This window comes from Streptomyces sp. N35 (assembly GCF_016464295.1).
Taxonomy (GTDB): domain Bacteria; phylum Actinomycetota; class Actinomycetes; order Streptomycetales; family Streptomycetaceae; genus Streptomyces.
The window spans coordinates 62693-82606 of the sequence record NZ_JAEIMH010000012.1 but is presented as its reverse complement, the minus strand read 5'-3'; the positions used below and the strand labels follow the sequence as shown (position 1 = coordinate 82606).

33 protein-coding genes are annotated in these 19914 nt (G+C 65.6%); 1 reads left to right on the top strand and 32 read right to left on the bottom strand.

Translation table 11 applies throughout. The features are described from left to right. Positions 1 to 88 precede the first annotated feature (88 nt). The gene (gene truA / locus JAO81_RS09610; protein WP_199547364.1) at positions 89 to 946 is read right to left on the bottom strand and encodes a tRNA pseudouridine(38-40) synthase TruA; all 858 of its coding nucleotides are present in this window, start codon (positions 944 to 946) and stop codon (positions 89 to 91) included. Positions 947 to 1060: 114 nt separating this feature from the next. Here truA and JAO81_RS09605 point away from each other — a divergent pair, with 114 nt between their 5' ends. Continuing rightward, positions 1061 to 1597 (top strand): peptidoglycan-binding protein, encoded by a 537-nt coding sequence (locus tag JAO81_RS09605; protein ID WP_199547363.1) that lies wholly within the window; start codon positions 1061 to 1063, stop codon positions 1595 to 1597. A 37-nt stretch (positions 1598 to 1634) separates the two neighbouring features. On the opposite strand, the gene rplQ is transcribed toward JAO81_RS09605, so the two are convergent. The 31 genes from rplQ to tuf all read right to left on the bottom strand — a co-directional run bounded on the left by rplQ (position 1635) and on the right by tuf (position 19772). Then, a complete protein-coding gene (gene rplQ / locus JAO81_RS09600) occupies positions 1635 to 2129 on the bottom strand; it encodes a 50S ribosomal protein L17 (RefSeq protein WP_199547362.1) in 495 nt (164 codons plus the stop codon). Positions 2130 to 2291: 162 nt separating this feature from the next. Beyond that, entirely contained in the window at positions 2292 to 3314 is a 1023-nt protein-coding gene (locus JAO81_RS09595; protein ID WP_003966937.1) for a DNA-directed RNA polymerase subunit alpha, read from the bottom strand. 160 nt (positions 3315 to 3474) lie between these two features. Continuing rightward, positions 3475 to 3879, bottom strand: a complete 405-nt coding sequence (gene rpsK, locus JAO81_RS09590; RefSeq protein ID WP_003948617.1) for a 30S ribosomal protein S11 — start codon at positions 3877 to 3879, stop codon at positions 3475 to 3477. 69 nt (positions 3880 to 3948) lie between these two features. Continuing rightward, entirely contained in the window at positions 3949 to 4329 is a 381-nt protein-coding gene (rpsM, locus tag JAO81_RS09585) for a 30S ribosomal protein S13 (RefSeq protein WP_165332368.1), read from the bottom strand. Positions 4330 to 4535: 206 nt separating this feature from the next. Then, a complete protein-coding gene (gene rpmJ / locus JAO81_RS09580; RefSeq protein ID WP_003948619.1) occupies positions 4536 to 4649 on the bottom strand; it encodes a 50S ribosomal protein L36 in 114 nt (37 codons plus the stop codon). Between the two features lie 57 nt (positions 4650 to 4706). Then, the gene (infA, locus tag JAO81_RS09575; protein WP_003948620.1) at positions 4707 to 4928 is read right to left on the bottom strand and encodes a translation initiation factor IF-1; all 222 of its coding nucleotides are present in this window, start codon (positions 4926 to 4928) and stop codon (positions 4707 to 4709) included. Between the two features lie 186 nt (positions 4929 to 5114). Beyond that, positions 5115 to 5951: a type I methionyl aminopeptidase gene (map, locus tag JAO81_RS09570; RefSeq protein WP_199547361.1), complete on the bottom strand. Its 837-nt coding sequence runs from the start codon at positions 5949 to 5951 to the stop codon at positions 5115 to 5117. Between the two features lie 99 nt (positions 5952 to 6050). After that, on the bottom strand, positions 6051 to 6710 hold the full coding sequence (locus JAO81_RS09565) for an adenylate kinase (RefSeq protein ID WP_199547360.1): 660 nt from the start codon (positions 6708 to 6710) through the stop codon (positions 6051 to 6053). Continuing rightward, on the bottom strand, positions 6710 to 8023 hold the full coding sequence (gene secY, locus JAO81_RS09560) for a preprotein translocase subunit SecY (protein ID WP_165332365.1): 1314 nt from the start codon (positions 8021 to 8023) through the stop codon (positions 6710 to 6712). Before secY ends, JAO81_RS09565 begins: the two co-directional genes overlap by 1 nt. A 249-nt stretch (positions 8024 to 8272) precedes the next feature. Next, positions 8273 to 8728: a 50S ribosomal protein L15 gene (gene rplO, locus JAO81_RS09555; RefSeq protein ID WP_199547359.1), complete on the bottom strand. Its 456-nt coding sequence runs from the start codon at positions 8726 to 8728 to the stop codon at positions 8273 to 8275. 2 nt (positions 8729 to 8730) lie between these two features. Further along, positions 8731 to 8913, bottom strand: coding sequence for a 50S ribosomal protein L30 (rpmD, locus tag JAO81_RS09550; protein ID WP_005481207.1), 183 nt, complete (start codon positions 8911 to 8913; stop codon positions 8731 to 8733). Beyond that, entirely contained in the window at positions 8913 to 9518 is a 606-nt protein-coding gene (gene rpsE, locus JAO81_RS09545) for a 30S ribosomal protein S5 (RefSeq protein WP_052580769.1), read from the bottom strand. Before rpsE ends, rpmD begins: the two co-directional genes overlap by 1 nt. A 63-nt stretch (positions 9519 to 9581) precedes the next feature. Beyond that, a complete protein-coding gene (gene rplR, locus JAO81_RS09540; protein ID WP_058848125.1) occupies positions 9582 to 9965 on the bottom strand; it encodes a 50S ribosomal protein L18 in 384 nt (127 codons plus the stop codon). A gap of 3 nt (positions 9966 to 9968) precedes the next feature. Next, positions 9969 to 10508 carry a 50S ribosomal protein L6 gene (gene rplF / locus JAO81_RS09535; RefSeq protein ID WP_199547358.1) on the bottom strand — a complete coding sequence of 180 codons (540 nt, stop codon included), beginning with the start codon at positions 10506 to 10508 and terminating at the stop codon, positions 9969 to 9971. 22 nt (positions 10509 to 10530) lie between these two features. Further along, positions 10531 to 10929, bottom strand: a complete 399-nt coding sequence (gene rpsH / locus JAO81_RS09530; RefSeq protein ID WP_093613762.1) for a 30S ribosomal protein S8 — start codon at positions 10927 to 10929, stop codon at positions 10531 to 10533. Positions 10930 to 11142: 213 nt separating this feature from the next. After that, positions 11143 to 11328, bottom strand: a complete 186-nt coding sequence (locus JAO81_RS09525; protein ID WP_003956452.1) for a type Z 30S ribosomal protein S14 — start codon at positions 11326 to 11328, stop codon at positions 11143 to 11145. A gap of 5 nt (positions 11329 to 11333) precedes the next feature. Further along, the gene (gene rplE / locus JAO81_RS09520) at positions 11334 to 11891 is read right to left on the bottom strand and encodes a 50S ribosomal protein L5 (RefSeq protein WP_060901493.1); all 558 of its coding nucleotides are present in this window, start codon (positions 11889 to 11891) and stop codon (positions 11334 to 11336) included. Then, positions 11891 to 12214, bottom strand: coding sequence for a 50S ribosomal protein L24 (rplX, locus tag JAO81_RS09515; RefSeq protein WP_165332361.1), 324 nt, complete (start codon positions 12212 to 12214; stop codon positions 11891 to 11893). The genes rplE and rplX overlap by 1 nt, the downstream gene beginning before the upstream one ends. Positions 12215 to 12216: 2 nt before the next feature. Further along, positions 12217 to 12585 carry a 50S ribosomal protein L14 gene (rplN, locus tag JAO81_RS09510; RefSeq protein ID WP_165332360.1) on the bottom strand — a complete coding sequence of 123 codons (369 nt, stop codon included), beginning with the start codon at positions 12583 to 12585 and terminating at the stop codon, positions 12217 to 12219. 160 nt (positions 12586 to 12745) lie between these two features. After that, the gene (rpsQ, locus tag JAO81_RS09505; RefSeq protein WP_165332359.1) at positions 12746 to 13030 is read right to left on the bottom strand and encodes a 30S ribosomal protein S17; all 285 of its coding nucleotides are present in this window, start codon (positions 13028 to 13030) and stop codon (positions 12746 to 12748) included. Continuing rightward, positions 13030 to 13254 (bottom strand): 50S ribosomal protein L29, encoded by a 225-nt coding sequence (gene rpmC, locus JAO81_RS09500; protein WP_003956457.1) that lies wholly within the window; start codon positions 13252 to 13254, stop codon positions 13030 to 13032. Before rpmC ends, rpsQ begins: the two co-directional genes overlap by 1 nt. Further along, complete coding sequence (gene rplP, locus JAO81_RS09495) at positions 13254 to 13673, bottom strand: 50S ribosomal protein L16 (protein WP_059424836.1); 420 nt, start codon at positions 13671 to 13673, stop codon at positions 13254 to 13256. Before rplP ends, rpmC begins: the two co-directional genes overlap by 1 nt. Before the next feature lie 5 nt (positions 13674 to 13678). Continuing rightward, a complete protein-coding gene (gene rpsC, locus JAO81_RS09490) occupies positions 13679 to 14521 on the bottom strand; it encodes a 30S ribosomal protein S3 (RefSeq protein ID WP_199547357.1) in 843 nt (280 codons plus the stop codon). Continuing rightward, entirely contained in the window at positions 14521 to 14868 is a 348-nt protein-coding gene (gene rplV, locus JAO81_RS09485) for a 50S ribosomal protein L22 (RefSeq protein WP_199547356.1), read from the bottom strand. Before rplV ends, rpsC begins: the two co-directional genes overlap by 1 nt. Before the next feature lie 43 nt (positions 14869 to 14911). Further along, on the bottom strand, positions 14912 to 15193 hold the full coding sequence (gene rpsS, locus JAO81_RS09480) for a 30S ribosomal protein S19 (RefSeq protein WP_003992359.1): 282 nt from the start codon (positions 15191 to 15193) through the stop codon (positions 14912 to 14914). 12 nt (positions 15194 to 15205) lie between these two features. Beyond that, positions 15206 to 16042 (bottom strand): 50S ribosomal protein L2, encoded by an 837-nt coding sequence (gene rplB, locus JAO81_RS09475; protein WP_165332356.1) that lies wholly within the window; start codon positions 16040 to 16042, stop codon positions 15206 to 15208. Between the two features lie 39 nt (positions 16043 to 16081). After that, complete coding sequence (rplW, locus tag JAO81_RS09470) at positions 16082 to 16402, bottom strand: 50S ribosomal protein L23 (protein WP_165332355.1); 321 nt, start codon at positions 16400 to 16402, stop codon at positions 16082 to 16084. Further along, positions 16402 to 17052 carry a 50S ribosomal protein L4 gene (gene rplD / locus JAO81_RS09465; protein WP_199547355.1) on the bottom strand — a complete coding sequence of 217 codons (651 nt, stop codon included), beginning with the start codon at positions 17050 to 17052 and terminating at the stop codon, positions 16402 to 16404. Before rplD ends, rplW begins: the two co-directional genes overlap by 1 nt. Positions 17053 to 17059: 7 nt before the next feature. After that, the gene (rplC, locus tag JAO81_RS09460; RefSeq protein ID WP_165332353.1) at positions 17060 to 17704 is read right to left on the bottom strand and encodes a 50S ribosomal protein L3; all 645 of its coding nucleotides are present in this window, start codon (positions 17702 to 17704) and stop codon (positions 17060 to 17062) included. A 15-nt stretch (positions 17705 to 17719) separates the two neighbouring features. Then, positions 17720 to 18028 carry a 30S ribosomal protein S10 gene (rpsJ, locus tag JAO81_RS09455; RefSeq protein ID WP_003948644.1) on the bottom strand — a complete coding sequence of 103 codons (309 nt, stop codon included), beginning with the start codon at positions 18026 to 18028 and terminating at the stop codon, positions 17720 to 17722. A 550-nt stretch (positions 18029 to 18578) separates the two neighbouring features. Beyond that, a complete protein-coding gene (gene tuf / locus JAO81_RS09450) occupies positions 18579 to 19772 on the bottom strand; it encodes an elongation factor Tu (RefSeq protein ID WP_199547354.1) in 1194 nt (397 codons plus the stop codon). Positions 19773 to 19914: the final 142 nt, after the last annotated feature.

Below are 19914 nucleotides of genomic sequence, written 5' to 3'. Positions count from 1 at the left end.
AGCCCGCGCCCCCGGCCGGTCCCCTCCCCCGGCCCGGGCCCCAGTGCGTGGCCCTACGAGGACGAGCCCGCATCGGACGAAGGCGCCCTCAACAGCAACCCACCCCCGGCAACGTCCTCTTGTTCCGCGCCTCCACACTCCGCGCCGCCAGCAACTCGTCCGCCGGATAGCCCACTTCCTCCAGCGTCAGCCCATGCGGCCGCACCACATGCACCGCCGAGTCCCGCACCCCCGCCGCAAGAACCTTCGCCGGCCAGCCGGGCCCCCTGTGCCCATCCCCCACGAACAGCAGCGCGCCGATCAGCGAGCGCACCATGTTGTGGCAGAAGGCATCCGCCCGCACGGTCGCCGTGATGATCCCGTCGGCGCCCCGCTCCAACCGAAGCTCCTGCAAGGTGCGGATCGTCGTGGCGCCTTCGCGCTTCTTGCAGTACGCGGCGAAGTCATGCTCCCCGAGCAGCTGGGCGGCCGCCTCGTTCATCGCCTCGACGTCCAACGGCCAGTCGTGCCACAGCACATGACCGCGCAACAGCGGGTCGACCCCACCGGGGTTGTCCGTCACCCGGTACGCGTACCGCCGCCAGATCGCCGAGAAGCGCGCGTTGAATCCGCTCGGCGCCTCGGCCACCTTCCACACGCGCACATCGTGCGGCAGTCGTCCGGCAAGGCGGCGGAGCAGCTTGTCCTGGTGCTCGGCCCACAGTTCGGCGGGCAGATCCACATGCGCCACCTGCCCGCGCGCATGCACCCCGGCATCGGTACGCCCGGCGACCGTCAGCTGGTACGTCTCGGCCGAGCGCGTCACCGTACGCAGCGCGTCCTCGATCTCACCCTGCACGGTCCGGGTCGTCTGCCTCAGCTGCTTCGCCCAGCCCGAGAACTCCTTCCCGTCGTACGAAAGATCAAGCCGCACCCGTACGAAACCGGGCTCCACCTCGTCGGCCACCGGAACCTGCCTCCCTGTCGAACTCCAGTGATGTTCATCACGCCACTACCGCACCCCGAGCCAGCGTCTCCCGTCCCGTACGTCCGCAACGGGATCGCATACATCGGGGGAACGATGACCAAGTGGACCACGCCTGCCGCCGCACTGCTCACCACCGGCATTCTCGCCCTGGGGCTCACGGCCTGCGGCGGCGGTGACGGCGGTACGAAGCCGGCGGACAAGGGGAAGTCCTCGGCGGACAAGGAAAAGCTCACCAACAAGGCCGGAGCGGGCTCCGGCTCCGGCGGGGCGGCCGGATCCGGTCAGCCCAAGCCCATCCGCAAGGGCGACAGCGGCACCAAGGTGAAGTGCGTACAGCGGGGCGTGAACACCTTCAACCGGCCGCAGATCCGCGTCGACGGCGCCTTCGGCTCCGGCACCGAGAACGCCGTGAAGCTCTTCCAGGGCAACAACGGGCTGTCCAAGGACGGCGTCGTCGGCCCGAAGACAGGTCAGCGGATGGAAACGCTGATGGAGAAGCGCAAGAGGGACAACGCCCACGACCCGCAGGCCGTGAAGCGCTATGCCACCTGGCGAACCGCCTCCAGGCCCCCCACCCCCACCGCCCCCCCGCCTGCCCCCCGTCCCGGGACCGGGCCCGCACCCCTGTGAGGGGATGCGGGCCCGTCCGCAAGCAGTGTCAGAACGCTCAGGCGTCCTTCGACTCCTCGGAAGCAGCCTCAACCGGCTTCGCGTCCTCGACGGGCGCGTCCTTCTTGAGAGCGTCTTCCTTGACCGCACGCTTGGTGGCGGCCTCGGCCTCGTCGACGGTCGCCTTCTTGGCGATCTCGCCCTCGACCAGCTCGATCACGGCCATCGGCGCGTTGTCGCCGCGGCGGTTACCGATCTTGGTGATACGGGTGTAGCCACCCGGACGCTCGGAGTACCGCGGCGCGATCTCGGTGAAGAGCGTGTGCACGATGCTCTTGTCGGTGATGACCTGCAGCACCTGGCGACGGTTGTGGATGTCGCCCTTCTTGGCCTTGGTGATCAGGCGCTCCGCGTGCGGACGCAGACGGCGGGCCTTGGCCTCGGTGGTGGTGATGCGGCCGTGCTCGAACAGCGACTTGGCGAGGTTCGCCAGCATGTGCCGCTCGTGCGCAGCGCTGCCGCCCAGACGGGCACCCTTGGCGGGCTTCGGCATGGTGTTTCTCCTTGTGTGCTGCCCCGGCCGTACGAGGTACGGGAGTCGGTACCCGAGCAGACGGATGTCTGTCGGAGCCCCCCGCCCCCAAAGGGGGCGGGGGGAACTGCGCGCCCAGCCGAAGCCGGACCGCAGCAAGAACGAACCGTCAGGCCCGAGCGATCAGTACTGCTCGGTCTCGACGAACCCGGCATCCGCGTCATCGTCGGCGCCGAAGGCGTCGGCAGCGGCGGTCGGGTCGAATCCGGGCGGGCTGTCCTTGAGGGCCAGGCCCATGCCGGCCAGCTTCGCCTTGACCTCGTCGATGGACTTCGCACCGAAGTTACGGATGTCCAGGAGGTCCGCCTCGGAGCGCGCCACGAGCTCACCCACGGAGTGGATGCCCTCACGCTTGAGGCAGTTGTACGAACGAACGGTGAGCTCGAGCTCCTCGATCGGCAGCGCCAGGTCGGCGGCAAGGGCGGCGTCCGTCGGGGACGGGCCCATGTCGATGCCCTCGGCGTCGATGTTGAGCTCGCGCGCCAGACCGAACAGCTCGACCAGGGTCTTGCCGGCCGACGCCATGGCGTCACGCGGACGCATGGCCTGCTTGGTCTCGACGTCGACGATGAGCTTGTCGAAGTCGGTGCGCTGCTCGACTCGGGTCGCCTCGACCTTGTAGGTGACCTTGAGGACCGGCGAGTAGATGGAGTCGACCGGAATACGGCCGATCTCCTGGCCCACCTGCTTGTTCTGCACGGCGGAGACGTAGCCGCGACCGCGCTCGACGGTCAGCTCCATCTCCAGCTTGCCCTTGCCGTTCAGCGTGGCGAGCACCAGGTCGGGGTTGTGCACCTCGACACCGGCCGGCGGGGCGATGTCAGCAGCGGTGACCAGGCCGGGACCCTGCTTGCGCAGGTACATCACGACCGGCTCGTCGTGCTCCGAGGAGACGACCAGCTGCTTGATGTTCAGGATGAGGTCGGTGACGTCCTCCTTGACGCCCGGCACGGTGGTGAACTCGTGCAGGACACCGTCGATACGGATGGACGTGACAGCCGCACCCGGGATCGAGGAGAGGAGCGTACGACGCAGGGAGTTGCCGAGGGTGTAGCCGAAGCCCGGCTCCAGGGGCTCGATCACGAACCGGGAGCGGAACTCGTCGACGACCTCTTCGGTCAGCGAGGGGCGCTGAGCGATCAGCATGAAGTGATTCCTTCAGTCATGGACACCCACTATTTGATGTCCGACAGAAACCGCGCCGTGAAGGCACGGGCATTTCAAGGGTACGGGCGATACGGCCCCGAAGAGCCGTACCGCCCGAAAACCTCAGACAAGCGACGTACGAGACGTCGGACGCAGTGCGTCAGACGCGACGGCGCTTGGGGGGACGGCAGCCGTTGTGCGGCGTGGGGGTGACGTCCTGGATCGAGCCGACCTCGAGGCCGGTGGCCTGGAGGGAGCGGATCGCGGTCTCACGGCCGGAGCCGGGACCCTTGACGAAGACGTCGACCTTGCGCATGCCGTGCTCCTGCGCGCGACGGGCAGCCGACTCGGCAGCCATCTGCGCGGCGAACGGCGTGGACTTGCGCGAGCCCTTGAAGCCGACGTGGCCGGCGGAGGCCCACGAGATCACGTTGCCGGTCGGGTCCGTGATGGACACGATCGTGTTGTTGAACGTGCTCTTGATGTGAGCGTGCCCGTGGGCGACGTTCTTCTTTTCCTTGCGGCGCACCTTCTTGGCAGCGCCCTGACGACCCTTGGGGGGCATCTATAACTCCTACGGGGAGGTGGTCGGTCCTACAGCGAAGACCGCTGATGAAGCGTTGTCCGCTGTGGACTACTTCTTGCCCGGCTTCTTCTTGCCGGCGATGGCGCGACGCGGGCCCTTGCGGGTACGGGCGTTCGTGCTGGTGCGCTGGCCGTGCACAGGCAGGCCGCGACGGTGACGAATGCCCTGGTAGCAGCCGATCTCGATCTTGCGGCGAATGTCGCCCTGGATCTCGCGGCGGAGGTCACCCTCGGTCTGAAGGTTGGCGTCCACGTACTCGCGGATCTTGACCAGCTCCTCCTCGGAGAGGTCGCGAACGCGGGTGTTCGGGTTGACGCCGGTCTCGGCCAGCGCCTTCTGGGACTGGGTGCGGCCGATACCAAAAACGTAGGTAAGGGCGACTTCCACACGCTTGTCGCGCGGGATGTCAACACCGGAAACGCGTGCCATTCAATGGCTCCAGTTGTCTTTCGGAGGTCTTCCCCAAGACCGCTCCCAGCCGCCGTCCTCTTCATCGGTCGAAGAGTTGGTACGAACTGGGTCCCCGGCCTCCGACCGGGGGTGTCGCCCTCCATTACTGAAGAGGGACGGGCCTTGCGTATGTACTTAGCTGCTGAGCTATGCGTCGCTCAAAGATCTGCGGATGCAGACCTGCGTCAGCCCTGGCGCTGCTTGTGGCGCGGGTTGTCGCAGATGATCATGACTCGGCCGTGACGGCGAATCACCCTGCACTTGTCGCAGATCTTCTTGACGCTCGGCTTGACCTTCATTGGTGAGGTTCTCCGGGTCAGTGCCACCACCCCGCGGATGCGGGGCACAGGCAAGATCTACTTGTACCGGTAGACGATCCGGCCACGCGTCAGGTCGTACGGAGACAGCTCCACCACGACCCGGTCGTCAGGGAGGATGCGGATGTAGTGCATACGCATCTTGCCGCTGATGTGTGCCAGGACCTGGTGGCCGTTCTGGAGCTCCACCTTGAACATGGCGTTCGGAAGAGACTCGACGACAGTGCCTTCGATCTCGATGGCACCTTGCTTCTTGGCCACGCTTCGCCCTTCGAATCGACTACCTTGATCGGTCTCGTACGCGCAGCCTGCGGAATGCAGGCATACGGGTGCACGAGAGCCGACGAGTCAGTCTACGTCAGAGCACTCGGAAAGACGAATCCGGAAAGTGTGCCCTGCTGGGGCGATCGTTATGCACGTCCGCGCAAAGACCGCCCGTACTCCGCTCTAGCCCAGCGGATCGGGCGCGGCTGTGATACCCATCTCAGCCAGCTTCGCCTTACCGCCATCGGGAGCGGTCAGCACCAGCGGCCCCTGCTCGGTGACAGCGACCGAGTGCTCCCAGTGCGAGGACCAGGTCCCGTCCGTGGTGATGACCGTCCAGTCGTCCTCGAGCACCTCGGTACGCGCCGTACCCAGCGAGACCATCGGCTCGATCGCCAGGCAGAAGCCGGGCACCAGCTTCGGACCGCGGCCGCGGCGGCGCTCCACGTAGTTCAGGAGGTGCGGCTCCATGTGCATCTGGGTGCCGATGCCGTGGCCGCCGTAGTCCTCGATGATCCCGTACTTGCCGGTGGCCGGGCGGGGCTGGCGGCGGATGTACGTCTCGATCGCCTTGGAGACGTCGACCAGACGGTTGCCCTGCTTCATCGCCGCGATGCCGGCCCACATCGACTCCTCGGTCACCCGGGAGAGCTCGATCAGCTCGGGCGCGTGACCGGAGCCCACGAAAGCGGTGTACGCGGCGTCGCCGTGCCAGCCGTCGATGATCGCGCCGCAGTCGATGGAGATGATGTCGCCGTCCTCGAGCACGACCTCGTCGCTGGGGATGCCGTGGACCACGACCTCGTTCTTCGAGGTGCAGATGGTCGCGGGGAAGCCGCCGTACCCGAGGAAGTTGGACTTCGCGCCGTGCTCGTCGAGCACCTTGCGCGCGACCTCGTCGAGGTCCTTGGTGGTCGCGCCCGGCACCGCCGCCTCGCGGGTGGCCTTGTGGATCGCGGCGACGACCAGTCCCGCCTCGCGCATCTTGGCGATCTGCTCGGGGGTCTTGATCCCCCCCATGGCCCCCAGCCCCCCGTACCAAAAGAAAACACCTACGGACACAACACTCGGGCCGGGGCACCCAGGGGGGCCCCGCGCCCGTCGTACAGCTCATTCGCCTCAGGCGTCGTCGCCCTTGCGCAGCGCCTCCATGGCGCGCTCCGTGACCTCGGAAACGCTGCCGAGCGCCGAGATCGTCACTACCAGGCCCTGGGCCCGGTAGTGGTCGATGATCGGCTCCGTCTCGCTGTGGTAGACCTCGAGGCGCCGGCGGACGGTCTCCTCGGTGTCGTCACCGCGCTGGTACAGCTCGCCGCCGCAGACGTCGCAGACGCCCTCGGCCGCGGGCTGCTTGTACGAGACGTGGAAGACGTGGCTCGAATCGTTACGGCAGATCCGGCGGCCCGCGATGCGCTTGACGACCTCGTCCTCGGGGACCTCGAGGTCCAGAACCGCGTCGAGCTCCTGTCCGTCCAGCTTCAGCGCGTCGTCCAGGGCCTCGGCCTGCGAGACGTTGCGCGGAAAGCCGTCGAGCAGGAAGCCGCCCGCGGCGTCCGGCTGTGCCATACGGTCCTTGGCCATCCCGATGGTGACCTCGTCCGGCACCAAGTTGCCCGCGTCCATGTAGGACTTGGCCTTGAGGCCGAGCTCCGTGCCCTGGCTGATGTTGGCCCGGAAAAGGTCGCCCGTGGAGATGTGAGGGATCGACAGGTTCTGGGCGAGGAACGCGGCCTGCGTTCCCTTGCCCGCACCGGGCGGCCCGACGAGGACGATACGCATCAGCGGAGGAACCCTTCGTAATTACGCTGCTGGAGCTGGCTCTCGATCTGCTTCACGGTCTCCAGACCCACACCCACGATGATCAGGATGCTCGTCCCGCCGAACGGGAAGTTCTGGTTAGCTCCGAAGCCTGCCAACGCCGCTGTCGGCACGAGAGCGATCAGACCCAGATAGAGCGAGCCCGGCCAAGTGATCCGGTTGAGCACGTAGCTCAGGTACTCGGCGGTGGGCCGACCCGCCCGGATACCCGGGATGAAGCCACCATACTTCTTCATGTTGTCGGCGACTTCCTCGGGGTTGAACGAGATCGCCACGTAGAAGAAGGCGAAGAACACGATCAACACGAAGTAGGTGACCAGGTAGTACGGGTGGTCACCCTTGACGAAGTGCGCTTCGATCCACTGCGCCCAGCCGGCGGTGGAACCGCTGAACTGCGCGACGAGCGCCGGGATGTAGAGCAGCGACGAAGCGAAGATCACAGGGATGATGCCCGCCTGGTTCACCTTGAGCGGGATGTACGTCGACGTACCGCCGTAGGAACGGCGCCCGATCATGCGCTTCGCGTACTGCACCGGGATACGGCGCTGCGCCTGCTCGACGAAGACGACCAGGCCGACCATGAAGAGGCCGACGAGGATGACGACGCCGAACTCGATCCAGCCGTCGGCCAGCGAGCCCTGCTCCTTGATGGCCCACAGCGCGCCGGGGAAGCCCGCGGCGATCGAGATGAACATCAGGATGGACATGCCGTTGCCGATGCCGCGGTCGGTGACGAGCTCACCGAGCCACATCACGACCGCCGTACCGGCCGTCATCGTCAGGACCATCGTGACGGTGGTGAAGATCGACTGGTTGGGCACGATCTCGCTGCCCACCGGGCAGCTGCTGAACAGCGCGCCGCTGCGGGCGGTGGCGACCAGACCGGTGCCCTGGAGCACGGCCAGCGCCACCGTCAGATAACGCGTGTACTGCGTGATCTTCGCGGTGCCGGACTGGCCCTCCTTCTTGAGGGCTTCGAGTCGGGGGATGACCACGGTCAGCAGCTGCAGAATGATGCTCGCCGTGATGTACGGCATGATGCCCAGCGCGAAGATCGTGATCTGCAGCAGCGCGCCACCGCTGAACATGTTGACCAGACCGAAGATGCCACCCTTGGTGTCGGCCTGGTCCAGACAGATCTGCACGTTCTCGTACGACACCCCGGGGATCGGGATGTGGGCACCGAGCCGGTAGATGACGATGATGCCGAGCGTGAAGAGCAACTTCTTGCGCAGGTCGGGCGTCTTGAACGCCCGGGCGAACGCGGTGAGCACGGTGCCTCCTGCGACCCCCGCGCGCGTGCGCCAGAGGTGACGGTCTTGAGGTTCGACGAATAGTAAGCAATAGGCAACAACGCGCGGATTCCCCCTGCTGTGAAGCAGCAGACAGACCGCGCGGAAGTTAGCAGTGCACGCCACCTTACCGGCGACCATGCCCCCCTAGGAACGACCAACCGGGGATGCCCCTTTTGTGGGGCATCCCCGGTGGGATCGATCAAGTCATCGAGACTCTGCCTGAGGAAATCAGACGAGCTCGGTGACGGAGCCGCCGGCGGCGGCAATCTTCTCCTTGGCGGAGCCGGAGACGGCGTCGACCGTCACCTGCAGCGCCACGGAGATCTCGCCCTGGCCCAGGACCTTGACGAGGCTGTTCTTGCGCACGGCACCCTTGTTGACCAGGTCCTCGACCGTGACCTCGCCACCCTCGGGGTAGAGCGAAGCCAGCTTGTCCAGGTTCACGACCTGGAACTCGGTCTTGAACGGGTTCTTGAAGCCCTTGAGCTTCGGGAGACGCATGTGGAGGGGCATCTGGCCACCCTCGAAGCGCTCCGGAACCTGGTAACGGGCCTTGGTGCCCTTGGTACCACGACCGGCCGTCTTACCCTTCGACGCCTCACCACGACCCACACGGGTCTTGGCGGTCTTGGCGCCCGGGGCGGGACGGAGGTTGTGGATCTTGAGCGGGTTCTGCTCACCCATGATCAGTCGACCTCCTCGACCGTCACGAGGTGGCGGACGGTGTGCACCATGCCGCGGAACTCGGGACGATCCTCCTTGACGACCTGCGTGTTGATGCCCTTGAGACCAAGGGAGCGCAGGGTGTCACGGTGGTTCTGCTTGCTGCCGATGTACGACTTCGTCTGCGTGATCTTGAGCTGTGCCATTACGCACCAGCCCCGGCACGCGCACGCAGCAGAGCCGCGGGAGCGACGTCCTCGAGGGGCAGGCCACGGCGAGCCGCGACTTCCTCGGGACGCTGCAGGCCCTTGAGGGCCGCCACGGTCGCGTGCACGATGTTGATCGCGTTGTCGGAGCCCAGGGACTTCGACAGGATGTCGTGGATACCGGCGCACTCGAGCACGGCGCGAACCGGGCCACCGGCGATAACACCGGTACCGGGGGAAGCCGGCTTGAGCAGGACGACGCCCGCAGCCTTCTCGCCCTGGATCGGGTGCGGGATGGTGCCCTGGATACGGGGGACCTTGAAGAAGTGCTTCTTGGCCTCCTCAACACCCTTGGCGATGGCGGCCGGCACCTCCTTGGCCTTGCCGTAACCGACACCGACGGTGCCGTCACCATCGCCCACCACGACCAGCGCGGTGAAGCTGAAGCGACGACCACCCTTCACAACCTTGGCGACGCGGTTGATCGCGACAACGCGCTCAACGTAAGCGGTCTTCTCGGCGGCAGCAGCGCCACCGTCGCGACCCTTCCGGTCCCGCCGCTCGCCGCCACCGGCACCGCCACTGCGGCGCTGGGGTCCAGCCATTGGAATTACCTCTCTCTTTTTCCGCTAGCTACGCAGCAACGTGAATCGCTGCGCGACGGGAACTCAGAACTTGAGTCCGGCTTCGCGGGCGGCGTCCGCCAGGGCGGCGATGCGCCCGGCGTACTGGTTACCACCACGGTCGAATACGACAGCCTCGACACCGGCGGCCTTGGCGCGCTCGGCGACCAGGGCGCCGACCTGCTTGGCCTGAGCCGACTTGTCGCCCTCGCCACCGCGGATCGTGGTGTCCAGGGTCGACGCCGACGCGAGGGTGTGACCCTTAACGTCGTCGATGACCTGGGCCACGATGTTGCGGTTGGAGCGCGTCACGACGAGACGCGGACGCTCAGCCGTACCCGAGATGTGCTTACGGATCCGGATGTGACGACGCTTGATGGCAGCACGCTTGTAAGCGTCGCCCTTAGCAATCTTGACACCGTATGCCATGGCTTACTTACCCGCCTTTCCGACCTTGCGGCGAATGACTTCGCCCTCGTACTTGACGCCCTTGGCCTTGTACGGGTCGGGCTTGCGCAGCTTGCGGATGTTGGCCGCAACCTCGCCGACCTTCTGCTTGTCGATGCCCTCGACCGAGAACTTCGTCGGCGACTCGACCTTGAAGGAGATGCCCTCGGGCGCCTCGATCAGGATCGGGTGGCTGTAGCCGAGCGAGAACTCCAGGTTGGAGCCCTTCGCCAGGACGCGGTAACCGACACCGCTGATTTCGAGCTTCTTCACGTAACCCGTGGTCACGCCGGTGATCATGTTCGCCACCAGCGTGCGGGACAGGCCGTGCAGGGCCTTGTTCTGACGCTCGTCGTTCGGGCGGGTGACGTTCAGAACGCCGTCCTCGCCCTTAGCGATCTCGATCGGCGCCACGACGGTGTGGGACAGGGTGCCCTTGGAACCCTTGACCGTGACCGTCTGGCCGTCGATGGTGACGTCCACGCCGGCGGGAACCGTGATGGGGAGCTTGCCAATACGCGACATAGCTTCTTCCGATTCCTTTCCGCTACCAGACGTAGGCGAGAACTTCTCCGCCTACGCCCTTCTTGCCGGCCTGCTTGTCGGTCAGGAGACCGTGCGACGTGGAGATGATCGCCACGCCGAGGCCACCCAGGACCTTGGGCAGGTTGGTGGACTTCGCGTAAACCCGGAGACCGGGCTTGGAGATCCGCTTGATGCCCGCGATGGAGCGCTCACGGTTCGGGCCGAACTTCAGCTCGAGAACGAGGTTCTTGCCGACTTCGGCGTCCTCGGTCTTCCAGCCGGTGATGTAGCCCTCCTGCTGGAGGATCTCCGCGATGTGGGACTTGATCTTGCTGTGCGGCATCGACACCGAGTCGTGGTACGCCGAGTTCGCATTGCGCAGACGCGTCAGCATGTCTGCGATCGGATCAGTCATGGTCATGAATTGGCCTTCGGCCTCTCTCGCCGGGGTTTCCTGTATGCGCCATCCCTCTCCCCACTCAGTGGCGGGACGGGTGCGGTGCGGGGACCTACGGCGTAGTAAGTCGTTTCAGGGCGGCAGGCGCCCAACCCCACAAGCCTACGGCATGCGGAGGAGGGCCCTGCCGACCAGAGTGCTTACCGAGAGCGCCTGGAAATCCCGAAGATTCGGGGTTTACCAGGAGCTCTTGGTCACGCCCGGCAGCTCGCCACGGTGAGCCATCTCACGAAGGCACACGCGGCACAGGCCGAACTTGCGGTACACGGAGTGCGGGCGGCCACAACGCTGGCAGCGGGTGTAGGCGCGCACACCGAACTTGGGCTTACGAGCAGCCTTGGCAATAAGAGCCTTCTTCGCCATCTCGCTTACGCCTCCTTGAACGGGAAGCCGAGGTGACGAAGGAGCGCGCGGCCCTCAGCGTCGTTGGTCGCCGTGGTGACCACGGTGATGTCCATACCCCGGACGCGGTCGATCTTGTCCTGGTCGATCTCGTGGAACATGACCTGCTCGGTGAGACCGAAGGTGTAGTTGCCACGGCCGTCGAACTGCTTGGGGGACAGACCACGGAAGTCGCGGATGCGCGGCAGCGCGAGCGACAGGGTGCGGTCCAGGAACTCCCACATGCGGTCGCCACGAAGCGTGACGTGGGCACCGATCGGCTGACCCTCGCGCAGCTTGAACTGCGCGATGGACTTGCGGGCCTTGGTGATGGCCGGCTTCTGACCGGTGATCGTCGTCAGGTCACGGACGGCACCGTCCATGAGCTTCGAGTCACGGGCGGCGTCGCCGACACCCATGTTGACCACGATCTTGACGAGACCGGGAACCTGCATGACGTTCTCGTACGAGAACTCCTCACGCAGCTTGCCCGCGATCTCCTCGCGGTACTTCGTCTTGAGACGCGGAGTCGTGGTGGTAGCCATCAGATGTCCTCACCCGTCCGCTTGGCAACGCGAACCTTGTTGCCCTCGTCGTCGAAGCGGTAACCGACGCGCGTCACAACCTTGTTGCCGTCCTTCTCAACGACCAGCTGGACGTTGGAGACGTGGATCGGCGCCTCGGTGGTGATGATGCCGCCGGCCTGCGAACCGCTGGCGGTCGGACCGGCCTTGGTGTGCTTCTTGACCCGGTTGACACCCTCGACCAGGACACGCTCGTCGCGCGGGAAAGCGGCAATGACCTTGCCCTGCTTGCCCTTGTCCTTACCGGTGATGACCTGAACCAGGTCGCCCTTCTTGATCTTCATGCTTACAGCACCTCCGGCGCGAGCGAGATGATCTTCATGAACTTCTTCTCGCGCAGCTCACGGCCCACCGGGCCGAAAATACGGGTGCCACGAGGGTCGCCGTCGTTCTTGAGAATGACAGCGGCGTTCTCGTCGAAGCGGATGTACGAGCCGTCCTGGCGGCGGCGCTCCTTGACGGTGCGAACGATGACCGCCTTGATGACGTCACCCTTCTTCACATTGCCGCCGGGGATCGCGTCCTTGACGGTGGCGACGATGACGTCGCCGATGCCCGCGTAGCGGCGACCCGAGCCACCGAGAACACGGATGCAAAGGATTTCCTTCGCACCAGTGTTGTCGGCGACCTTGAGTCGCGACTCCTGCTGGATCACGTCTATCTCCTGATCGTCTGCCGGTTCCCGGCAGGGGCTTCACCTCTGACGAGGAGTGGGCCCCTGCCGAGCCTGGCGGAACTGTCCTGCGGAGTTGCCCGCAGGAATTACTTGGCCTGTCGAAAGAGAAGCAGCGCGGGGGCGCGAGGCCCCCGCGGGACTACTTCGCCTTCTCGAGGATCTCGACGATGCGCCAGCGCTTGCTCGCCGACAGCGGGCGCGTCTCCATGATGAGGACGCGGTCGCCGACGCCGGCAGCGTTCTGCTCGTCGTGCGCCTTGAGCTTGTTCGTACGGCGGATGACCTTGCCGTACAGCGCGTGCTTGACGCGGTCCTCGACGGCGACGACGACGGTCTTGTCCATCTTGTCGCTGACGACGAGACCCTCACGGGTCTTACGGAAGCCGCGGGCGGCAGTCTCTTCAGTCACAGTCTTCTCGCTCATCAGGCGCTCTCCACCGTCTCGATGCCCAGCTCACGCTCGCGCATCAGGGTGTAGATCCGCGCGATGTCCTTACGGACCGCCTTGAGACGGCCATGGTTCTCGAGCTGGCCGGTCGCCGCCTGGAAGCGGAGATTGAACAGCTCTTCCTTGGCCTCGCGAAGCTTGTTGACAAGCTCCTCGTTGCCCAGCTCGCGGAGCTCGGACGCCTTGGTACCGGTCGACATCACGCTTCACCTGCCTCGCGCTTGACGATCTTGCACTTCATCGGCAGCTTGTGAGCCGCACGAGTCAGCGCCTCACGCGCGATCTTCTCGTTGGGGTACGACAGCTCGAACATCACGCGTCCGGGCTTGACGTTGGCGACCCACCACTCCGGCGAACCCTTACCGGAACCCATGCGGGTCTCGGCAGGCTTCTTGGTGAGGGGGCGGTCCGGGTAAATGTTGATCCAGACCTTGCCGCCACGCTTGATGTGACGCGTCATGGCGATACGAGCGGCCTCGATCTGACGGTTCGTCACGTACGCCGGCGTGAGCGCCTGGATGCCGTACTCGCCGAACGCAACCTGCGTGCCACCCTTGGACATACCGCTGCGCTTCGGGTGGTGCTGCTTGCGGTGCTTGACCCTACGGGGGATCAGCATTTCGGTCAGGCCCCCGTCCGGGTGCTCGCAGCGGGAGCGGCAGCGGCGGCGGGAGCGTCGGCCTTGGGGGCCTCGGCACCCGGCGCGGACTGCTGCTGCGGCTTGCGGCCGCGGCCGCCACGCTCGCCACCACGGCCACCACGGCCGGCGGGACGGTCGGCGCCACCACGGGCCGGGCGGTTACCCGCACGGGCCGCGGCGTTCTCGGCGCGAACCTCGGCGATGTTCTTGACGTCGCCCTTGTAGATCCAGACCTTGACGCCAATGCGACCGAAGGTCGTCTTGGCCTCGAAGAAGCCGTAGTCCACGTTCGCGCGGAGCGTGTGCAGCGGCACACGACCCTCGCGGTAGAACTCCGAACGGCTCATCTCGGCGCCGCCGAGACGGCCACCACACTGGATCTTGATGCCCTTGGCGCCGGCCTTCATGGCGGACTGCATGCTCTTGCGCATGGCCCGACGGAAGGAGACGCGGGAGGACAGCTGCTCGGCAACGGCCTGGGCAACCAGCTGGGCATCGGTCTCGGGGTTCTTGACCTCGAGGATGTTCAGCTGGACCTGCTTGCCCGTGAGCTTCTCGAGGTCACCGCGGATGCGGTCGGCCTCGGCGCCACGGCGGCCGATGACGATGCCCGGGCGGGCGGTGTGGATGTCCACGCGGACACGGTCACGGGTGCGCTCGATCTCAACCTTCGAGATGCCGGCGCGCTCCATGCCGGACGTCATCATCCGACGGATGGCGACGTCTTCCTTGACGTAGTCCTTGTACAGCTTGTCGGCGTACCAACGCGACTTGAAGTCGGTGGTGATGCCGAGCCGGAACCCGTGCGGGTTTACCTTCTGGCCCATTACCGGGTTCCTTCCTTGCTGCTGACGACCACGGTGATGTGGCTGGTCCGCTTACGGATCCGGTAGGCACGGCCCTGAGCACGCGGACGGAACCGCTTCAGGGTCGGGCCCTCATCCACGAACGCCTCGCTGATAACCAGCGAAGAGGCGTCACTGTGGTCGTAGTTGTGCGCGGCGTTGGCGATGGCGCTGTCGAGCACCTTGCCAACGGGAACCGAGGCTGCCTGCGGAGCGAATCGCAGGACGGCCTGGGCCTCCGTGGCGTCCATGCCACGGATGAGGTCCACCACGCGGCGGGCCTTCATGGGCGTGACGCGGATGTACCGCGCCTGGGCCCTGGCTTCCATGGTTGTCCCTTCAGTTTCTTACGTGTCTGAATGCGATCCGCTACTAGCGGCGCTTCGACTTCCGGTCGTCCTTGACGTGGCCCCGGAAGGTGCGCGTCGGCGAGAACTCGCCGAGCTTGTGGCCGACCATCGACTCGGTGACGAACACCGGGATGTGGGTCTTGCCGTTGTGCACCGCAAGCGTGTGGCCGAGCATGGCCGGCACGATCATGGAGCGACGGGACCAGGTCTTGATGACGTTCTTGGTGCCGGCTTCGTTCTGGGCGTCCACCTTCTTGATGAGGTGGTCGTCGACGAAGGGCCCCTTCTTCAGGCTACGAGGCATCTCAACCCGTCCTTAGCGCTTCTTGTTCGTCTTGCGGCGGCGGACGATGTACTTGTTCGACGCCTTCTTGGGCGAACGAGTACGGCCTTCCTTCTGACCCCAAGGCGAGACCGGGTGACGTCCACCGGAGGTCTTGCCTTCACCACCACCGTGGGGGTGGTCAACCGGGTTCATGACGACACCACGCACGGTCGGGCGAACGCCCTTCCAGCGCATACGGCCGGCCTTACCCCAGTTGATGTTGCTCTGCTCGGCGTTGCCGACCTCGCCGACCGTCGCGCGGCAGCGCGCGTCGACCAGACGGATCTCGCCGGAGGGCATACGAAGGTGGGCCATCGTGCCCTCCTTCGCCAGGAGCTGCACCGAGGCACCCGCGGAGCGGGCGAACTTGGCGCCGCCACCGGGACGGAGCTCGATGGCGTGGATCGTCGTACCCACGGGGATGTTGCGCAGCGCGAGGTTGTTGCCCGGCTTGATGTCGGCGCCAGGGCCGTTCTCAATCCGGTCGCCCTGCTGCAGACCGCGCGGCGCGATGATGTAGCGCTTCTCGCCGTCGGCGTAGTGCAGCAGCGCGATACGCGCGGTGCGGTTGGGGTCGTACTCGATGTGCGCGACCTTCGCCGGCACGCCGTCCTTGTCGTGACGACGGAAGTCGATCACTCGGTAGGCGCGCTTGTGGCCACCGCCCTGGTGGCGGACGGTCACACGACCGGTGTTGTTACGGCCGCCCTTGCTGTGCAGCGGGCGGACCAGCGACTTCTCCGGCGTGGACCGCGTGATCTCGACGAAGTCGGCAACGCTGGAGCCACGACGGCCCGGCGTAGTCGGCTTGTACTTGCGGATTCCCATTTCTCAGTCCTCGTCCGATATTCGGACCAGGGCACTCCGTTAGGAGGCCTGGCCGAAGATGTCGATACGGTCGCCCTCAGCGAGGGTCACGATGGCGCGCTTGGTGTCGGCACGCTTGCCGAAACCGGTGCGCGTACGCTTCCGCTTGCCCTGACGGTTGATCGTGTTGACCCCGGTGACCTTGACCCCGAAGACCGCTTCCACGGCCTGCTTGATCTGCGTCTTGTTGGAGCCGGGCGCGACGATGAACGTGTACTTGTTCTCGTCGAGCAGCGCATAGCTCTTCTCCGAGACGACCGGCTTGACGAGGATGTCGCGCGGGTCCGAGAAGGTCTTGCTGGTGATCGTGGCCTCAGACATCAGGCCTCGCTCCCTTCGGTGTCAGCCTTGGGGCCGGCGACGAAGGAGTCGAAGGCGGCCTTGGTGAAGACCACGTCGTCCGAAACGAGCACGTCGTACGTGTTCAGCTGGCCCGGCTCCAGGATGTGGACCTGGGGCAGGTTGCGAGCGGACAGCAGAGCGACCTCGTCCTCGCGGGTGAGGACCAGGAGCACGTTCTTGCGCTCGCTGACCTTGCCCAGGAGGGTCTTGGCGGCCTTGGTGCTGATCTCGCCCTCAACCACGCCGGACACGACGTGGATGCGGTTGTTGCGGGCCCGGTCGGTGAGGGCGTGGCGCAGGGCCGCGGCCTTCATCTTCTTCGGGGTCCGCTGCGAGTAGTCACGCGGGGTGGGGCCGTGTACGACGCCACCGCCGGCGAACTGCGGCGCACGGGTCGAACCCTGACGGGCGCGGCCGGTGCCCTTCTGGCGGTACGGCTTGCGGCCACCACCACGGACTTCGCCGCGGGTCTTGACCTTGTGCGTGCCCTGGCGGGCAGCGGCCAGCTGAGCGACAACGACCTGGTGGATCAGCGGAATGCTGATCTTCTCGACGTCGAAGATCTCCGCGGGGAGCTCGACCGTCCCGGCCTTGTCGCCTGCCGGCGAAAGGATGTCAATGGTGCTCATCGGTTCCTCAAACCCCCTTGGCCGCAGTGCGGACCAGGACGAGGCCACCGTTGGGGCCGGGGACGGCGCCCTTGATGAGCAGCAGGCCCTTCTCGGCGTCAACGGCGTGAACGGTCAGGTTCTGGGTGGTGACCCGCTCGTTGCCCATGCGACCCGCCATGCGCATGCCCTTGAAGACACGGCCGGGGGTGGCACAGCCACCGATGGAACCAGGCTTGCGGTGGATGCGCTTCGCACCGTGGGAAGCCTTGCCACCCTTGAAGTTGTGGCGCTTCATGACACCGGCGAAGCCCTTGCCCTTGCTCGTGCCCGTGACATCAACCTTGATGCCGGACTCGAACACCTCGGCCGTCACTTCCTGGCCCAGCGTGTACTCGCTGGCGTCAGGAGTGCGGATCTCCACGAGGTGGCGACGGGGGGTCACGTCGGCCTTGGCGAAGTGGCCCTTGAGGGGCTTGTTCACCTTGCGCGGGTCGATCTCGCCGAAGGCGATCTGGACCGACTCGTAGCCGTCGGAGTCATTCGTACGGACCTGGGTCACGACGCAGGGACCGGCCTTGACGACGGTGACCGGAACAACACGGTTGTTCTCGTCCCACACCTGCGTCATGCCGAGCTTCTCGCCCAGGACACCCTTGATCTGCTTGGTCATCTGGATCAACCGCCCTTAGAGCTTGATCTCGATGTCGACACCGGCCGGGAGGTCGAGTCGCATCAGAGAGTCAACGGTCTTGGGGGTCGGGTCGAGGATGTCGATGAGGCGCTTGTGCGTGCGCATCTCGAAGTGCTCGCGAGAGTCCTTGTACTTGTGCGGCGACTTGATGACGCAGTACACGTTCTTCTCGGTGGGGAGCGGCACCGGGCCCGCGACCGACGCACCAGTACGCGTCACCGTCTCGACGATCTTCTTCGCCGAGGAATCGATGACCTCGTGGTCGTAGGCCTTGAGCCGGATGCGGATCTTCTGTCCCGCCATGGCTACTCAGTAGTCCTTTGTCTAGTAAACGCTCTGGAACCCAGGGGTTCTCTTGACTCTTTCTCCGACCCACGCGGTCGGGCGTGTCGCAACCTCACTGACACAGATCTCCCGAAGGATTTCCCTGCTAGGGGGTTGCGGCCGCAAGGACCGCGGATCGGGGGAAGAACACCCACCGGGCGCCTGGCAGAGCCACCGCACTGCACTTCCCGAAAGATTCCCGTACGTCCGCCCCAGCGCTGCCCGAGGGCAGTTAAGGCGACGAGTACTGTGGGACTCGCTTCCGGTCCTCCCGGCGGGAGGCGCGCAGCATCGGCACTCAGCCGAGCAACCTGAACAGTGTGCCATACGGGTTGCATCGGACGCCAATCGAGCCGAGAAGCGTACCCCCGCGAGGCCTCTTGTCAAACCCGGTCGCGTATCTCCGTAGCGGCGAATTCTCTGCCCGCACAAGGGAATCCCCCGAAAACAGGCCGAAGCCCCCGCACACCCAGAAGGTGTACGGGGGCTTCGGTTTTGAGCTGGAAGCTCAGGTACCGCGAGTCAACAATTACTTGTTGATCTTGGTGACCTGGCCGGCGCCCACGGTCCGGCCACCCTCACGGATGGCGAACTTGAGGCCCTCTTCCATGGCGATGGGCTGGATGAGCTCGACCGACATCTCGGTGTTGTCACCCGGCATGACCATCTCGGTGCCCTCGGGGAGGGTCACGACGCCGGTCACGTCCGTCGTACGGAAGTAGAACTGCGGGCGGTAGTTGTTGAAGAACGGGGTGTGACGGCCACCCTCGTCCTTCGACAGGATGTAGGCCTGGGCCTCGAACTCGGTGTGCGGCGTGACCGAACCGGGCTTGATGATGACCTGGCCGCGCTCGACATCCTCGCGCTTGATGCCACGGAGGAGCAGACCGACGTTCTCACCGGCCTGGCCCTCGTCGAGCAGCTTGCGGAACATCTCGATGCCGGTGACCGTGGTGGTGGTCTTCTCGGTCTTGATGCCGATGATGTCGACGGTCTCGTTGACCTTCAGGACACCGCGCTCGATACGGCCGGTGACGACCGTACCGCGACCGGTGATCGTGAAGACGTCCTCGATGGGCATGAGGAACGGCTTGTCGACGTCACGCTCGGGCTGCGGGATGGACTCGTCGACGGCCTTCATCAGGTCGAGGACGGACTTGCCCCACTCGGCGTCGCCCTCGAGAGCCTTGAGCGCCGAGACACGCACGACCGGAAGGTCGTCGCCCGGGAACTCGTACTCGGAGAGGAGCTCACGGACCTCGAGCTCGACGAGCTCCATGATCTCTTCGTCGTCCACCATGTCGGCCTTGTTCAGGGCGACGACGATGTACGGAACGCCGACCTGGCGGGCCAGGAGCACGTGCTCCTTGGTCTGCGGCATCGGGCCGTCGGTGGCGGCGACCACGAGGATGGCGCCGTCCATCTGCGCGGCACCCGTGATCATGTTCTTGATGTAGTCCGCGTGACCGGGGCAGTCGACGTGCGCGTAGTGACGCGTCTCCGTCTGGTACTCGACGTGCGCGATCGAGATCGTGATACCGCGCTGGCGCTCCTCAGGAGCCTTGTCGATCTGGTCGAAGGCCGAGGCCTCGTTCAGGTCCGGGTACGCGTCGTGCAGCACCTTGGTAATGGCGGCCGTGAGGGTCGTCTTACCGTGGTCGATGTGACCGATGGTGCCGATGTTGACGTGCGGCTTAGTCCGCTCGAACTTCGCCTTCGCCACTGGGTCCTCCTGTGGAGTGGTTCTGGTACGCCTTACTCATCGGCGCCAGGTGATCTTTGCTGGGATGCCAGCCGCCGGGGTCGCGCTCCCTGCGGGGTCGAAACCCCGGCGGATGGTGTCAAGCCTAAAGCGTGAAACCGGG

Coding starts and splice junctions, on each gene's coding strand:
- JAO81_RS09605 (WP_199547363.1), top strand. CDS start 1,061: ATGACCAAGTGGACCACGCCTGCCGCCGCACTGCTCACCACCGGCATT.
- rplQ (WP_199547362.1), bottom strand. CDS start 2,129: ATGCCGAAGCCCGCCAAGGGTGCCCGTCTGGGCGGCAGCGCTGCGCAC.
- JAO81_RS09595 (WP_003966937.1), bottom strand. CDS start 3,314: ATGCTGATCGCTCAGCGCCCCTCGCTGACCGAAGAGGTCGTCGACGAG.
- rpsK (WP_003948617.1), bottom strand. CDS start 3,879: ATGCCCCCCAAGGGTCGTCAGGGCGCTGCCAAGAAGGTGCGCCGCAAG.
- rpsM (WP_165332368.1), bottom strand. CDS start 4,329: ATGGCACGCGTTTCCGGTGTTGACATCCCGCGCGACAAGCGTGTGGAA.
- rpmJ (WP_003948619.1), bottom strand. CDS start 4,649: ATGAAGGTCAAGCCGAGCGTCAAGAAGATCTGCGACAAGTGCAGGGTG.
- map (WP_199547361.1), bottom strand. CDS start 5,951: ATGGGGGGGATCAAGACCCCCGAGCAGATCGCCAAGATGCGCGAGGCG.
- JAO81_RS09565 (WP_199547360.1), bottom strand. CDS start 6,710: ATGCGTATCGTCCTCGTCGGGCCGCCCGGTGCGGGCAAGGGAACGCAG.
- rplO (WP_199547359.1), bottom strand. CDS start 8,728: ATGGGTGAGCAGAACCCGCTCAAGATCCACAACCTCCGTCCCGCCCCG.
- rpmD (WP_005481207.1), bottom strand. CDS start 8,913: ATGGCACAGCTCAAGATCACGCAGACGAAGTCGTACATCGGCAGCAAG.
- rpsE (WP_052580769.1), bottom strand. CDS start 9,518: ATGGCTGGACCCCAGCGCCGCAGTGGCGGTGCCGGTGGCGGCGAGCGG.
- rplR (WP_058848125.1), bottom strand. CDS start 9,965: ATGGCATACGGTGTCAAGATTGCTAAGGGCGACGCTTACAAGCGTGCT.
- rplF (WP_199547358.1), bottom strand. CDS start 10,508: ATGTCGCGTATTGGCAAGCTCCCCATCACGGTTCCCGCCGGCGTGGAC.
- rpsH (WP_093613762.1), bottom strand. CDS start 10,929: ATGACCATGACTGATCCGATCGCAGACATGCTGACGCGTCTGCGCAAT.
- JAO81_RS09525 (WP_003956452.1), bottom strand. CDS start 11,328: ATGGCGAAGAAGGCTCTTATTGCCAAGGCTGCTCGTAAGCCCAAGTTC.
- rplE (WP_060901493.1), bottom strand. CDS start 11,891: ATGGCTACCACCACGACTCCGCGTCTCAAGACGAAGTACCGCGAGGAG.
- rplX (WP_165332361.1), bottom strand. CDS start 12,214: ATGAAGATCAAGAAGGGCGACCTGGTTCAGGTCATCACCGGTAAGGAC.
- rpsQ (WP_165332359.1), bottom strand. CDS start 13,030: ATGAGCGAGAAGACTGTGACTGAAGAGACTGCCGCCCGCGGCTTCCGT.
- rpmC (WP_003956457.1), bottom strand. CDS start 13,254: ATGTCGACCGGTACCAAGGCGTCCGAGCTCCGCGAGCTGGGCAACGAG.
- rplP (WP_059424836.1), bottom strand. CDS start 13,673: ATGCTGATCCCCCGTAGGGTCAAGCACCGCAAGCAGCACCACCCGAAG.
- rpsC (WP_199547357.1), bottom strand. CDS start 14,521: ATGGGCCAGAAGGTAAACCCGCACGGGTTCCGGCTCGGCATCACCACC.
- rplV (WP_199547356.1), bottom strand. CDS start 14,868: ATGGAAGCCAGGGCCCAGGCGCGGTACATCCGCGTCACGCCCATGAAG.
- rpsS (WP_003992359.1), bottom strand. CDS start 15,193: ATGCCTCGTAGCCTGAAGAAGGGGCCCTTCGTCGACGACCACCTCATC.
- rplB (WP_165332356.1), bottom strand. CDS start 16,042: ATGGGAATCCGCAAGTACAAGCCGACTACGCCGGGCCGTCGTGGCTCC.
- rplW (WP_165332355.1), bottom strand. CDS start 16,402: ATGTCTGAGGCCACGATCACCAGCAAGACCTTCTCGGACCCGCGCGAC.
- rplD (WP_199547355.1), bottom strand. CDS start 17,052: ATGAGCACCATTGACATCCTTTCGCCGGCAGGCGACAAGGCCGGGACG.
- rplC (WP_165332353.1), bottom strand. CDS start 17,704: ATGACCAAGCAGATCAAGGGTGTCCTGGGCGAGAAGCTCGGCATGACG.
- rpsJ (WP_003948644.1), bottom strand. CDS start 18,028: ATGGCGGGACAGAAGATCCGCATCCGGCTCAAGGCCTACGACCACGAG.